This is a genomic window from Bradyrhizobium sp. ISRA442 (assembly GCF_038085055.1).
GTDB lineage: Bacteria > Pseudomonadota > Alphaproteobacteria > Rhizobiales > Xanthobacteraceae > Bradyrhizobium.
Window position 1 is genome coordinate 216,958 of record NZ_JALGCN010000001.1, and the last position, 12,555, is coordinate 229,512.

A 12,555-nucleotide genomic window follows, 5' to 3' on the forward strand; every position below is an offset into this window, starting at 1 on the left:
TTGCCATGGCCTTTGTCGCCGCCATCGTGCTCGGCATGATCTAGAGGCCTTCAACCGACCGCATCACGGACTTGCCCGAGAAGACCCCCGCATGGAGAGCGGGGCCTGCATGGTTCGAGAGGCGGGCAAGAGCGCGTTCCTCACCATGAGGAGTGAGAGTGGGTTTGAACGTTCGATAATCCCGTGCGACAGACGTTCATCGGCCATTCAGCCGGCCCCGGCTGAAATCGGTCGATCTCGCCTCGCGTTCTCACCGGGACTTCATCAGTGGCATTTTTGGTGGCTTGGCGCCGCTTCGTGTTCGCGCTTGCGCTGCTGGCGTCGCCGCTGGCCGGCGCGAGTGTCGCGTTCGCATCCGATACAATCGAGGTTGCGCAGGCTCAAACCCAGCCACAGGCGCAGCCGGCACCCGAGCCCTCCCCGAGCCCGGCCGCTTCGCCGACACCTGCGGCTGATGCGCAGCCTGCCGAGGAGCCGATCGGCAACGTCGCGACCGTGACCGGGATCGCCACCGTGATCCGCGACAAGAACTCCTATCCGCTGAAGGTGCGCGACGACATCTATCTCAACGACATCGTGCAGACGGCATCGAACTCCTCGCTCGGCATCACCTTCAACGATTCCACCACGTTCAATCTCTCCGCCAGCGCCAAGATCACCATCGACAATTACGTCTATGAGGATGGCGGCAAACAGAACGCCGCGATCTTCGACATCGGCAAGGGCACGGTCGCGTTCGTCGCGGCGGCGGTGGCCAAGACCGGCGACATGAAGATCACGACGCCGACGGCGACGCTCGGCATTCGCGGCACCACCGGCGTCGTCGACGTGCCGGCGACCGCGAGCACGACGGGAGCGACTGCGAACAACGTCAACATCAAGCTCTATCCGGACGCTGACGGCCGGGTCGGACATATCGATGTCAACGACCGCACCAGCGGCACGCGGCTCGGCGTGCTGACGCAAGGATCGAGCGGGTTTGCGATCCGGCCAGGCGCGGGCGGCCCCGGCGGCGTGCGCTTTGCCGCGGTACCGATCACGATCGCGCCGCAGCAGGTCGCACGCGACCGCGCCTTTGTGACCCAGGTGCATCTGGCGCAGACCACGGGCCGGCAGATCGTCACCGAGCAGCGCGATTTCCGCCGCGCCAATCCGACCGCGAGCCCGCGCATCCCGCGGCCGCTCCAGCAACAGCGTCCGGCGGCGCCGGGACAACAGCCGCAGCGTCCGAACGGCCTGCCGGGTCAGAACCGTCCGGGTCAGCAGCAGCCGGGCACGCCGAACCGTCAAGGCCCGCAGCAGCCGCAACGGCAAGGCACGCAGCCGTCGCAACAGCGTCAAGGACAAGGCGGCGCCGTGCAGCCAGGTACGCCGCGCACGGGCCAAGGTCAGCAGGGCCAGCAGCAGGGTGCGGGACAACCGGCAGGCGTGCCACGCGCCGGCCAAGGCACGCAGCCGCGCGGCGCGCCGCAGGCCCAGCCGCCCCGCAACCGACAGCCCCCCTCGCAGCCCGGCGGCGCCACTCCGCCGCAACCCGGCAGGGCGCCGCAGCCGCAAACGCCGCGCAGCGGATTGCAGCCACCGCCCGCGGCTCAGCAACCAGGCGGCGTGCAGCGCCAGGACCTCCAGCAGCGCCTGCCCGGCGCTCCGCGCAAGCCGGCGCCTGCGCCGAAGGAGAAGAAGGAGCGGAGGTGAACATGCTCCCCCTCCGTCATTGCGAGCGCAGCGAAGCAATCCAGAATCCTTCCGTGGGGGGACTCTGGATTGCTTCGCTGCGCTCGCAATGACGACTTGGAAGGAGCTGGCGCTACCCGAGCCCTCCAACTTGCGGATGCTTTCCTCACCTGCAAACAGGCGCGGTAAAAAGAGCTTACGCCTCGCCGCGCAGCCAGGCTCTCACCCTTTGCAACAGGCCATGACGCAGCTCCTCGACGGATGCCGCTTCCGCGGCCGTCAGCGTCTGCATGGCGGCATCGACATCGCCGGCAGCAAGCGGCGGCGTGGCCTCTGTATCGGCCGTCGCGAGGCCGGCGGCGGCGAGCGCGATCGGGCCGATCTCAGTCAGGAAGGCGCGCTCATATTCGCGCGACAGGCGCGCGATCGCATTCTCGAGCGGCAGCCAGTCGACCGCCTTGATGTCGTTCGTCAGCTTGCGGACGGGACCGCCCTCGGCCTCCATCCGCCAGAAATGCACGACCTTGGAGCGTCCGCCCGACTGGTAGACGAGCGTGCCCAGGAATTCATGGATGGCGACGTCGTGGCCGGTCTCCTCCAGTACCTCGCGGTGCGCGGCCTTTTTCGGCGTCTCGCCATCATCGAGCTTGCCCTTGGGCAGGACCCATTCATTGCGCTTGCGCTGCCGCACGACTGCAACCAGCGGCGTCACGCCACGCCGCAGCACAATACCACCCGCCGCCAGCACCGGCGCCCGCGCCATCACTCGTTACCTGTCGTGTCGTCGAATCGTCCCCGCGGACGATATAGGCGGCCGACACGGCGGATTGAAGGCTACCTTCGCCTGAGCAGCGCTTGACCTGCGCGGATGCGCGTGCCCTCGGCGATGCCGTCGCAGAATGTAAAATCGCCGGGCGCGAGGATGATGATGGTCGAGCCGTGCTCGAACCAGCCGAGCTCCTCGCCCTTCGTCACGCTGACGTTGCAGGAGAAATTGACTGGTCCCGGCGTCTGCGCGTTCAGCACCATGTCGAGGAAATGCAAGCGGATGCTCGCGACCAAGATGGCCGCGACCGGCACCAGTGTCACGGCCTCGCCGGTTGCGAGATGCGTGCGGATTACCACGCGCTCATTCTTGCAGAACAGGCGCTCGACCCGCTTCAACGCGATCGGGTTGACGTTCCAGACGTCGCCGTGGATGAGCGTGACGCGTTCGATATGCGCGTCATAGGGCGCGTGGAAGCGGTGATACATGCTCGAAGTCAGCCGCAGCGTGACGAAGGAGCCGTTGCGGTGCTGGTCGACCAGTGCGGAGTCGCCGACGAGGTCGAGCAGCGAATAGGGCGCGCCCTTGACCTGGAACAACTCGGTATCGGCAATCCGGCCGTGGGCGCCGACGATGCCGTCCGACGGGCTTGCGACGACCGCGGGATCGGGATCGAACGGCCGCAGGCCCGGCTTCAGCTCGCGGGTGAAGCAGTCGTGCAGGCTCTTGAAATGGTCTTTTCGCGCCTCCGACAGATCGAGGTCGGAGAACAGCTTCCACAGCGCGATCGAGCCGTCCCGAACCAGCGGGTTCTCGATCTTGGAGAACCAGCCCATGAAGCGGGTCAGAGCCGCGCGGGGGATGCGGTTGGTCAGCAGGAAATTGATGTCTTCCTGCTGGGTGAAAGAGGCGATGAGGGCTTTGACTGTCATGAATCTGTCAGCTCGTAAGGTTAGCGCTTGTTGTCATGGAAACGACACTCCCGATTCTCTCTTTGTCCGTGGCCGCCGCAGCGTCCGCTGCCGCCGCCTTCCCGAAGATCAAGGCGCGGATCGAGCTGTCCCGCGCCAAGCACCGCTCGCTCTCCGGGCACTCCAAGATGTCGCGCCGGGTGGCGCGGCTGATCCCGTTCTACGAGTTCGATAGCAACGACTACTTCGCCTGCGACGGAGCGCCGGCGAACATCGCAAGCCAACGCAAGGACGGCTTCTTCCGCCTCGCTGCCCTCTACGCCGAGCGCTACCCCAAGGGCCGCGCGATGACAAAGGAAGCGGCGGAGAAGATCTCCGACCTGAACTTCACCGAGAGCTACCGCGTGCCGTTCCAGTTCTCGCGCCTCGTGCGCGAGCACCTGGGCACCTCGACCTTCATGGAGTCGTCGAGCGGTGTCACCGTCAAGGATGTCGACGGCAACGTCTCCTACGACCTCACCGGCTCCTACGGCGTCAACATTTTCGGCAACGACTTCTATAAGGAGTGCATCGAGGGAGCCGAAAAACGGGCGCATGCGCTCGGACCAGTGCTCGGCCCCTACCATCCCGTCATCCTGGAGAACGTGGCACGGCTCTGCCAGATCTCCGGCCTCGACGAAGTCTCCTTCCACATGTCCGGCACGGAAGCTGTGATGCAGGCCGTGCGGCTGGCGCGTTACCACACCAAGCGCACACACCTCGTCCGCTTTGCGGGGGCCTATCACGGCTGGTGGGGCGACGTGCAGCCCGGCGTCGGCAACCCGGTTACCGCGCACGAGACCTACACGCTCGCCGAGATGTCGGAGAAGACGCTGCACGTGCTGCGCACGCGGCGCGACATCGCCTGCGTGCTGGTCAATCCGCTGCAGGGGCTGCATCCGAATGCCAACGCTCCCGGCGATTCCGCGCTGGTCGATTCTTCCCGCGGCGGCAACTTCGACCGCCAAGCATACACCAAGTGGCTCATGAGGCTGCGCGAGGTCTGCACCGAGCGCGGCATCGTGCTGATCTTCGACGAAGTGTTCGTCGGCTTCCGCCTCGCGGCCGGTGGTGCCCAGGACTATTTCGGCGTGCGCGCCGACATGGTGACCTACGGCAAGAGCCTCGCCGGCGGCCTGCCGGTCGGCGTGGTCTGCGGCAAGAAGGAGCTGATGCGCCGCTTCCGCGACGACCGCCCCGCCGACATCTGCTTCGCGCGCGGCACCTTCAACTCGCATCCCTACGTCATGACGGCGATGGACGAGTTCCTGAGCCGGCTGGCGAGTCCGAACTTCCGCGTCGTCTATGACGGGCTGGAGGAGACCTGGAACGGCCGCGCGCAAAAGCTCAACCAGATGCTGGAGGGCGCCAGCCTGCCGGTACGCGTCGCCAACCTGTCCTCGATCTGGACGGTGAAATACACCACACCGTCCCGCTACAACTGGATGCTGCAATACTATCTGCGCGCCGAAGGCCTGTCGCTGAGCTGGGTCGGCACCGGCCGGCTGATCTTCAGCCTCAATTACACTGACGCCGATTTCACTGAGGTTGCCGAGCGCTTCGTCCGCGCGGCAGAGAAGATGAAGGCGGACGGCTTCTGGTGGCACGACCCGAGCCTCACCAACAAGCGCATCAAGCGGCAGATCCTGAAGGAGATGCTGGCCAAGCGCTTCGGGCGCTGAAGTCATTTCCGTCACCGCAAGCACCGCTCGTTCCTCCCCCTCTCCCCGCTCCTCGCGGGGAGAGGGTTGGGGTGAGGGCCTGCTTCCGCAATCACGATGAGAGCTGGACTCGCGGAGACTCCCCCTCACCCGAATTTGCGCTACGCGCAAATTCGACCTCTCCCCGCAAGCGGGGAGAGGTGAAGCGAGCATGCGGCTCGGTTGTGTCACCTCCGAAGTGTCCTGCGGGAGTGCCAAGACGTGGATGCCCGGGACGAGCCCGGGCATGACGCAACCTATCGACATCGGAGTGTTTGGTGCGAGCAGCGTGCTCAGGCGTGCTGCTCTTCGAGCGTGGGCTCGCCGATGAGGCCCAGCGTGTGCTCGGGGTTGAGGTGCAGGCCGGGATCCATCAGCTCGCCGCGCATCAAGGCGAGCGGGGCCTTGTGATAGAGCATCAGGTCGTGGAACGGGTCAGTCAGGATCTTGGTCATCCAGACGAGGCCGGTCTCGACGTCGCGGATGAAGAACAGATGCACGGTGCGGAACAGAAGACCGCCGATGCCGACTGCGAGCCAGATCTTTGCAACCTGACGCATGAAGTCGGTCGCGCCCGCCCAGGGCTTGAACAGGCCGAACAGCGTCGGATCGACGAACAGCACCAGCGGCGACAGCGCCCAGATCGACATCAGCACCACCTTGCGCTGCAGGTTGTAGCCGACCTTGATCTCTTCCTTGTGCTCATGCGTCGCCTGGTTGATGTGGTCGTAGCTATGCGGCTCGAAGAAGAAGTGACCGGCCTGGCGCGAGGTCATCGAGACCAGCCAGCCGACCAGCGCTGAGATCACGGGATCGATGAAGATCCAGACATAGGCGAACAGGAAGCTCAGCGCGCTGACGAAGTGCAGGCTCTGATTGATGCGGCTGTGGTGGTAGTAGCGATGGTCGTCCCAGCGCTGGATGCGCAGATGCTCGAGGTAATTCTTGATCATGGTCTCCCCCAAAATGCTTTCGGGCTCGGGATTTACAGAGATTCGATGTAGGCCGTGTGACAACATCATTTTGTCATGTGACGACACGCAGCGGCGCGATGACGCACGCGAAGGCGTGAGCCAGAGCTCAAGCCGCCTTGGCGACCTCGACCTTGCGGAAGCGCACCAGCGAGAAATGGCCGAGCGGCGGGATCAGGCGGCGCTCGGCGAGCTCGATGCCATGGGCGCCGGCGAGCCATTTCGCATAGCGCGACCAGGCGAACTCGGCGGTGCGGAAGCCGAGCGGACGCACCACTGGCTGCAGCTTCTGCTCGATGAAGCGGCGCATGCCGGCATCCGCGCTGACGCGGGTCAGGATGATCAGCTCGCCGCCGGGACGCAGCACGCGGGCGAATTCATCGAGCGCCTTCTCCGGGTTCGGCACGGCGGTGACGACATATTGCGCCATCACGACGTCGAAGGAGTTGTCGGGGAATTCGAGCTTCTCGGCGTCCATCACCGCGAGGCCCTCAACGTTCTTCAGCCTCTGTTCCTTCACGCGCTGGCGCGCTTTGTCCAGCATCGCTTCCGAAATGTCGGTGCCGAAGATGCGAACGTTGCTCGCGTACATCGGCAGCGAGATGCCGGTGCCGACGCCGACTTCGAGCACGCGGCCGCCGATCTTGTTGGTCGCTGCGATCGCGGCCTGGCGCCCCTTGGCGAACACGCCGCCGAACACGAGGTCGTAGACGGGCGCCCAGCGGTCATAGGCCTGCTCGACCGTACCGCGGTCGAGGTCAAGCTGGTGGGTGCCGTCAAGGTTCATGATCTTAGCCATCGATGTGGTTCTCGCTGTGGTTCAAACGGTGGGATTCAACCGCGCACCGGCCGCCGCGCCATCACCGGCGAGGCGCGCAGCGAGCGGCTGGGCTGAAGTGAGGTGAGATTGCCGACGAACTGACGCGCACTGTTCTCCCAGGAACGCTCGAGCGCGAAGTTGCGGCAGGTCTCGCGCGACATGGTGAGCGCATGCAGACAAGCCGCGCGCAGATCGTGGTCGATCGCACCGATCGGATGATCGGCGATGACGTCCTTGGGACCCGTGACCGGGAAGGCCGCAACCGGCGTGCCGCAGGCGAGCGCCTCGAGTTGCACGACGCCGAAGGTGTCGGTAAGGCTCGGAAACACGAAGACGTCGGCAGCGGCAAGATGCGAGGTGAGGTCCGCGCCCTTCTTCTCGCCGAGGAAGACGACGCCCGGATACTTCCTTTCGAGCTGTGTCCGCTGCGGGCCATCGCCGACGACGACCTTGGTGCCGGGCAGATCGAGCGAGAGGAAGGCCTCGAGATTCTTCTCAACCGCCACGCGGCCCATGGTCATGAAGATCGGCCGCGGCAGATCGAGCCGTGCCGGATTGTCGGGATTGAACAAATTGGTGTCGACGCCACGCGTCCAGAAGCCGAGCCGCTTGAAGCCGCGCGCGGAGAGCTCCTGGCGCAGCGAGGGCGTCGCCACCATGGTCATGGCGGCAGCATCATGGAAGTGGCGCAGCACGGCATAGCCGACTGCTGCCGGGATGCCGGTCCGCACCGAGACGTATTCGGGAAAGCGCGTGGTGTAGGAGGTGGTGAAGGCGAGCCGGTTGCGGCGGCAATAGGCACGCGCGGCCCAGCCGATCGGGCCTTCGGTCGCGATATGCAAGGCTTCCGGCGCCGCCTTCTCGATCCGCCGCGCGATCTCCTTGGCCCTCGGCAGCGCGACGCGCAGGCCTGGATAGGTCGGCAGCGGCCATGACGGAAAGCCGTCGGGGGTCAGGAATTCGATATCGACGTCAAGCGCCTTGGCGGCGCCCGCGAGCGAAGTCAGCGTCCGGACCACGCCGTTAACCTGCGGATGCCAGGCGTCAGTCGCGATTAATACCCGCATGGGAAAATCCCGAGAGTTTGATGATTCTCGGCTAGCGACCTTCAACGAAGGATATTTCAGGCGTGTGACGTCACATAAGTGTCGGCAGAATGTTTTGTTGGGATTGGGACCGCGGCAGCCACGAAACTGTCATGAAACAATTCTTGCCGCGACGAAACCGTTTTCGATTTTCAGCGCAAACGTCCCGAAACTTCTTTCCGTTAGTGATTTGGGCAACGGAGCACTGGAAGCGGTGCCGCGGTGATCAACAACACCGAGCAAACAGGGGCGATCAATGTTCAATCTGGACACGTTCAAGACGTATTCGCGCGCCGTTGCCGTTGGCGCAGTTGCGATCTCCGCGATCGCGTTCGCCGGCCCCGCCAAGGCGGCGCCCGTGCAGCTCTTCCCCTTCTTCCAGCCGCTGCCGCCGATGACCGCGCCGCAGCCGGCCCAGCCGTATCAGCCCTACCAGGCTACGCCCTATCAGGCCGCGCCGTCCGAGGATCAGGATCAGGTCGAGATGCCGGCGCGCTTCCGCCGCCAGACCGTTGCTTACGCGACGCGCGAGGCGCCGGGCACCATCATCATCGATACGCCGAACACCTATCTCTATTACGTGCTCGGAGGCGGCCAGGCCATTCGCTACGGCATCGGCGTCGGCCGCGATGGCTTTACCTGGTCCGGCATCCAGTCGGTGACCAAGAAGGCCGAGTGGCCGGATTGGACCCCGCCGCCTGAGATGATCGCCCGCCAGCCCTATCTGCCACGCCATATGGCCGGCGGTCCCGGCAATCCGCTTGGTGCCCGCGCCATGTATCTCGGCGGCACCATCTACCGCATCCACGGCACCAACGCCCCCGAGACGATCGGCAAACACGTCTCCTCCGGCTGCATCCGCATGACCAATGAGGACGTGACCGATCTCTACTCTCGCGTCAGCGTCGGCGCCAAGGTCGTGGTGCGGCCGATGACGGAACGCCGCGCGGAGCTCGGCAGCGCGACGCGGTAAGCGACAGGACATTGTGACGCAAACGGCCCCGGAACCCACCGGGGCCGTTTTCGTTTGCATGGAGTTCTCTGAGCAACATCGCCAGAGACGCAGACGCGCGATCTTAGGGAGGCGCAGATGCAACCCGGCCAGCAAGTGCTGAGAAGCCGATGGGCGTGCTCGATTGCTGCCGTCGGATTGATGTGGCTGTCAGCGCCCGGGTCTGTCGCGCAGCAATCAACCGCGACCACCGATGAGGCGGCCCATCAGGCCTTCAACAATTCTTGCCGCACCTGTCATTCCGTGAAGGAGGGCGACAATCGTCTCGGCCCAAATCTCAACGGGATCGTCGGACGAAAGGCCGGCTCGCTGCCGGACTACAACTACTCCCCCGCGATGAAGGATGCAGGCTTCGTCTGGGACAAGGACAAGCTCGCGCGCTTCATCGTCAAGCCGGACGAGGTCGTGTCGGGCAACAAGATGCAGCCTTATGGCGGCATTTCCCCGGACGAAGCGGCCAAGGTGGTCGCCTATCTGCAATCGGCGTCAGAGCAGCGGTAAGCAGACGAGCGCGCAAATTGACACCGGCGGCACTTGCCCAAGATCGCGATCGCCAGTTAGCCTCATCCTGAGGAGACCGCGAAGCGGTCGTCTCGAAGGATGGGGCGGGCATGACGGCCGAAGGCGCGTACCTCTACATTCTCAAATGCGCGGATGGCAGCTACTACATCGGAACGACGCGGACCGAGCTTGAGCTCAGGATTGCACAGCACAACGCCGGCACATTCGGCGGCTACACCAAGTCACGCAGGGCCGTGACGCTGGTCTTCTCGCAATGGTTCGATCGGATCACCGACGCGATCGAATGCGAACGCAAACCCAAGAAATGGAGCCGCGCCAAGAAGGAAGCTTTCATGCGCGGCGATTTTGCTGAGCTCTTTTGCTGAGCTCCACGAGTCGGCGACGCGTGGGTCTCATCATCCTTCGAGGCGCCCGCCTATGGCGGGCTCCTCAGGATGAGGGTACTGAATCGCGGCAAGCAGACCGTCGCTCTTGGGCCGCCATGCTCGGCCTGTTCGAGGAGGTCTTCGGGCAGAAGCTGCGCTGATGCGAACGGCCCCGGCGACACCGGGACCGTTTCGTTTTGCGCTGATGATCGTTGCCATCCGCGCCTACCCGCGGCTAGCGCCTCGCTGGTCCGAGATCAGCTTCAGCCACGCCGAGGAATGAAACGCGCTCATCAAGAGATACATCGGCACCATCCCGCCGAGCGCCGACCCGTGCCCGGCGGAGCAGAGCATGTCCGTCGGGCCGCCGAGAACGGCGGTCAGGAAGGCCATGATGGCGAAGGTCGGCGTGGCCGCGAGACCCAGCCACCTGGCGAGGTCGTGCACGGCCGCGGCGTTTTTGCCATCACGGCTGGCGCCGGCGGCCGGGCTGACGGGATAGGCCTCGGTCACGTATTCGTGCCCGCAGCTTCGTCGCGGAATGCTTTCTCTCCGGCATCCGATACCTCGACCCACTTCTTGTCGGGCGCGGCGCCTTCGACGTAGCTGTCGTGCCAGTTCCACCACTTGTAGGTCGGGGTCTGGGGATAGCCCTCCGGCGAGTTCTCCCACACCTCCTGCCGGCCGAGCGGCGTGATGTCGAGGTAATTCCAGGTGCCGCCCATCTGCTCGTCACCGCGGCTCTTGATGAAGTAGGTGCGGAAGACGCGGTTGCCGTCACGAAAGAACACGTTCGTGCCATGCCATTCGTCGACGCCGAAGTCGGCATCGAAGCTGTCCGTGATGGTGACCCACGGCATCGTCCAGCCCATCCGCTTCTTCAGCCGCGCGATGTCGGCCTGGGGCGCACGCGAGGCGAAGACAAGGGTGGTGTCGCGGGCGTTCAGGTGTGCGACATGGGCGACCTGGTCGGCCACCATGGAGCAACCACGGCACGCATGATCGGGCCAGCCGAACACCCCGGGCTCGAAGAAGGCGCGGTAGACGATGAGCTGCCGCCGGCCCTGGAACAAATCGAGCAGACTGACCTTGCCGCCGGGCCCGTCGAATGCGTACGTTTTGTCCACCGCCATCCACGGCATTCGCCGCCGCTCGGCGGCCAGGGCGTCGCGGGCGCGGGTATGTGCCTTTTCTTTCACGAGCAGTTGCTGACGGGCTGCCTCCCAGTCTTGCGGCGATACCACCGGCGGTGTGTGCATGGCAGGCGGTCTGTCGTTTCGTCCGTTTTCAACTGATGTCGTCATGGCTCTCCAAACCTCTCGATTGGGCGATCGGCCCGCGCCTCGCTGTGACAGACGCAAGTCCGCTCGCCCCTCACCGCACATTGTCGGTCGTGAGCTATTTGTGGCACCGGACGGTCGCGCGGTGGGAGTAACAAGTTTGGCGGGATTGCAATGGAGTCGCTGATTACCGCCGCGGCGCGTGCGCTCGACGCCGGTGATCCGCTCGGCGCCCTCAACCGCGTGGCGTTGCGCAACGATGCTCCTTCGCTCGCGCTACGCGGCATCGCAATGGCGCAGCTCGGCGATCTCGCGCGGGCCAAGACGCTGCTGCGGAGCGCCGCACGCGCCTTCGGTCCGAAAGAGGCCGTCGCGCGCGCAAGATGCATCGTTGCCGAAGCCGAGGTCGCGCTCGTCTTGCGCGACCTGAACTGGCCGGCGAAGACGCTCGCGGCGGCGCGGGCCACGCTCGAAAGTCGTGGCGATCTCGTCAATGCCGCCCATGCAGGTCACATCGAGGCTCGCCGCCTTCTTCTCGTCGGGCGCCTCGACGAGGCCGAGCTCACGATGGCCGGGCTCGGCACTACGCCGCTCCCGCCTGCCTCGCAGGTCGTCCACGAGCTCGTGGTCGCAGGCATCGCATTTCGGCGCCTGAGGACGAAAGTCGCGCGCGCGGCGCTCGGCCGCGCGGCTCGCGCAGCCCAGCTTGCAGGCATCCCTGCGCTCTCGGCCGAAGTCGAAAGCGCAAATCTCGTTCTCGACACGCCGGCGGCCCGTCTGATCGCCCGGGGCAAGGAGCGTCCGCTGTTGCTCGCAGAGGTCGAGGGGGTGGCAAATTCGGCCGCGCTTGTCGTGGACGCCTTCCATCATACCGTACGCAGGCAAGGTCGCATTGTCTCGCTCGGCACGCGGCCGGTCCTGTTCGCGCTTGCCCGTATCCTGGCGCAGGCATGGCCGGCGGATGTATCGCGCGAAGCGCTCATTTCCGGCGCGTTTCAGGCGCGGCATGTCGATGAATCGCATCGCGCGCGGTTGCGGGTCGAGATCGGTCGGCTCCGCGCCAAGCTCAAGACGTTGGTCAATGTGAGCGCGACGAAGCAGGGCTATGCGCTGGCACCGCGCACGACGCGGCAGGTTATCGTGCTGGCGCGGCCCGTCGAGGAAAAGCACGCTGCCGTGCTCGCCTTTCTCTCCGATGGCGAGCCCTGGTCGAGTTCGGCGCTCGCGCTGGCGCTTGGAACGAGCCCGCGTACGGTGCAGCGGGCGCTCGACGAGCTCGCGAGGTCGAACAAGGTACAGTCGTTCGGGCACGGGCGGGCGCGCCGCTGGATGACCCCGCCTGTCCCGGGTTTCCCGACAGGCTTGTTACTCCCGGGGCCGCTGCTGAAGACGTAGGATGGATCATCTCAC

General features: G+C 65.2%; 13 protein-coding genes. 6 read left to right on the forward strand and 7 right to left on the reverse strand.

Annotated elements, in window-relative coordinates; translation table 11 throughout:
- Positions 1-276: 276 nt before the first annotated feature.
- Positions 277-1,695, forward strand: coding sequence for a FecR family protein (locus MTR72_RS00965; protein WP_280971076.1), 1,419 nt, complete (start codon positions 277-279; stop codon positions 1,693-1,695).
- A gap of 175 nt (positions 1,696-1,870) precedes the next feature.
- Here MTR72_RS00965 and MTR72_RS00970 read toward each other — a convergent pair whose 3' ends face one another.
- Entirely contained in the window at positions 1,871-2,437 is a 567-nt protein-coding gene (locus MTR72_RS00970; RefSeq protein WP_280965859.1) for an NUDIX hydrolase, read from the reverse strand.
- Positions 2,438-2,508: 71 nt separating this feature from the next.
- The gene (asd, locus tag MTR72_RS00975; protein WP_280965860.1) at positions 2,509-3,372 is read right to left on the reverse strand and encodes an archaetidylserine decarboxylase; all 864 of its coding nucleotides are present in this window, start codon (positions 3,370-3,372) and stop codon (positions 2,509-2,511) included.
- Positions 3,373-3,407: 35 nt separating this feature from the next.
- Here asd and MTR72_RS00980 point away from each other — a divergent pair, with 35 nt between their 5' ends.
- Entirely contained in the window at positions 3,408-5,072 is a 1,665-nt protein-coding gene (locus MTR72_RS00980) for an aminotransferase class III-fold pyridoxal phosphate-dependent enzyme (protein ID WP_280965861.1), read from the forward strand.
- 311 nt (positions 5,073-5,383) lie between these two features.
- On the opposite strand, the gene MTR72_RS00985 is transcribed toward MTR72_RS00980, so the two are convergent.
- The 3 genes from MTR72_RS00985 to MTR72_RS00995 all read right to left on the reverse strand — a co-directional run bounded on the left by MTR72_RS00985 (position 5,384) and on the right by MTR72_RS00995 (position 7,948).
- Positions 5,384-6,043, reverse strand: coding sequence for a hypothetical protein (locus tag MTR72_RS00985; protein ID WP_341510010.1), 660 nt, complete (start codon positions 6,041-6,043; stop codon positions 5,384-5,386).
- Positions 6,044-6,170: 127 nt separating this feature from the next.
- Positions 6,171-6,860 carry a class I SAM-dependent methyltransferase gene (locus MTR72_RS00990; protein WP_280965863.1) on the reverse strand — a complete coding sequence of 230 codons (690 nt, stop codon included), beginning with the start codon at positions 6,858-6,860 and terminating at the stop codon, positions 6,171-6,173.
- A gap of 35 nt (positions 6,861-6,895) precedes the next feature.
- Positions 6,896-7,948 (reverse strand): glycosyltransferase family 4 protein, encoded by a 1,053-nt coding sequence (locus MTR72_RS00995; protein ID WP_280965864.1) that lies wholly within the window; start codon positions 7,946-7,948, stop codon positions 6,896-6,898.
- A gap of 274 nt (positions 7,949-8,222) precedes the next feature.
- On the opposite strand from MTR72_RS00995, the gene MTR72_RS01000 reads away from it, so the two are divergent.
- From MTR72_RS01000 to MTR72_RS01010, 3 genes are all read left to right on the forward strand, one after another.
- Positions 8,223-8,939 (forward strand): L,D-transpeptidase, encoded by a 717-nt coding sequence (locus tag MTR72_RS01000; protein ID WP_280965865.1) that lies wholly within the window; start codon positions 8,223-8,225, stop codon positions 8,937-8,939.
- 117 nt (positions 8,940-9,056) lie between these two features.
- Entirely contained in the window at positions 9,057-9,479 is a 423-nt protein-coding gene (locus MTR72_RS01005; RefSeq protein WP_445819537.1) for a c-type cytochrome, read from the forward strand.
- Positions 9,480-9,589: 110 nt separating this feature from the next.
- A complete protein-coding gene (locus tag MTR72_RS01010; protein WP_280965866.1) occupies positions 9,590-9,865 on the forward strand; it encodes a GIY-YIG nuclease family protein in 276 nt (91 codons plus the stop codon).
- 225 nt (positions 9,866-10,090) lie between these two features.
- Here MTR72_RS01010 and MTR72_RS01015 read toward each other — a convergent pair whose 3' ends face one another.
- On the reverse strand, positions 10,091-10,378 hold the full coding sequence (locus MTR72_RS01015; protein ID WP_280965867.1) for a hypothetical protein: 288 nt from the start codon (positions 10,376-10,378) through the stop codon (positions 10,091-10,093).
- Complete coding sequence (locus MTR72_RS01020) at positions 10,375-11,169, reverse strand: DUF899 domain-containing protein (protein WP_341510011.1); 795 nt, start codon at positions 11,167-11,169, stop codon at positions 10,375-10,377. The genes MTR72_RS01015 and MTR72_RS01020 overlap by 4 nt, the downstream gene beginning before the upstream one ends.
- 150 nt (positions 11,170-11,319) lie before the next feature.
- Here MTR72_RS01020 and MTR72_RS01025 point away from each other — a divergent pair, with 150 nt between their 5' ends.
- Entirely contained in the window at positions 11,320-12,540 is a 1,221-nt protein-coding gene (locus MTR72_RS01025) for a helix-turn-helix domain-containing protein (protein ID WP_280965869.1), read from the forward strand.
- Positions 12,541-12,555: the final 15 nt, after the last annotated feature.

Coding starts and splice junctions, on each gene's coding strand:
- MTR72_RS00990 (WP_280965863.1), bottom strand. CDS start 6,860: ATGGCTAAGATCATGAACCTTGACGGCACCCACCAGCTTGACCTCGAC.
- asd (WP_280965860.1), bottom strand. CDS start 3,372: ATGACAGTCAAAGCCCTCATCGCCTCTTTCACCCAGCAGGAAGACATC.
- MTR72_RS01025 (WP_280965869.1), top strand. CDS start 11,320: ATGGAGTCGCTGATTACCGCCGCGGCGCGTGCGCTCGACGCCGGTGAT.
- MTR72_RS00995 (WP_280965864.1), bottom strand. CDS start 7,948: ATGCGGGTATTAATCGCGACTGACGCCTGGCATCCGCAGGTTAACGGC.
- MTR72_RS00985 (WP_341510010.1), bottom strand. CDS start 6,043: ATGATCAAGAATTACCTCGAGCATCTGCGCATCCAGCGCTGGGACGAC.
- MTR72_RS01020 (WP_341510011.1), bottom strand. CDS start 11,169: ATGACGACATCAGTTGAAAACGGACGAAACGACAGACCGCCTGCCATG.
- MTR72_RS01005 (WP_445819537.1), top strand. CDS start 9,057: ATGCAACCCGGCCAGCAAGTGCTGAGAAGCCGATGGGCGTGCTCGATT.
- MTR72_RS01000 (WP_280965865.1), top strand. CDS start 8,223: ATGTTCAATCTGGACACGTTCAAGACGTATTCGCGCGCCGTTGCCGTT.
- MTR72_RS00980 (WP_280965861.1), top strand. CDS start 3,408: ATGGAAACGACACTCCCGATTCTCTCTTTGTCCGTGGCCGCCGCAGCG.
- MTR72_RS01010 (WP_280965866.1), top strand. CDS start 9,590: ATGACGGCCGAAGGCGCGTACCTCTACATTCTCAAATGCGCGGATGGC.
- MTR72_RS00970 (WP_280965859.1), bottom strand. CDS start 2,437: ATGGCGCGGGCGCCGGTGCTGGCGGCGGGTGGTATTGTGCTGCGGCGT.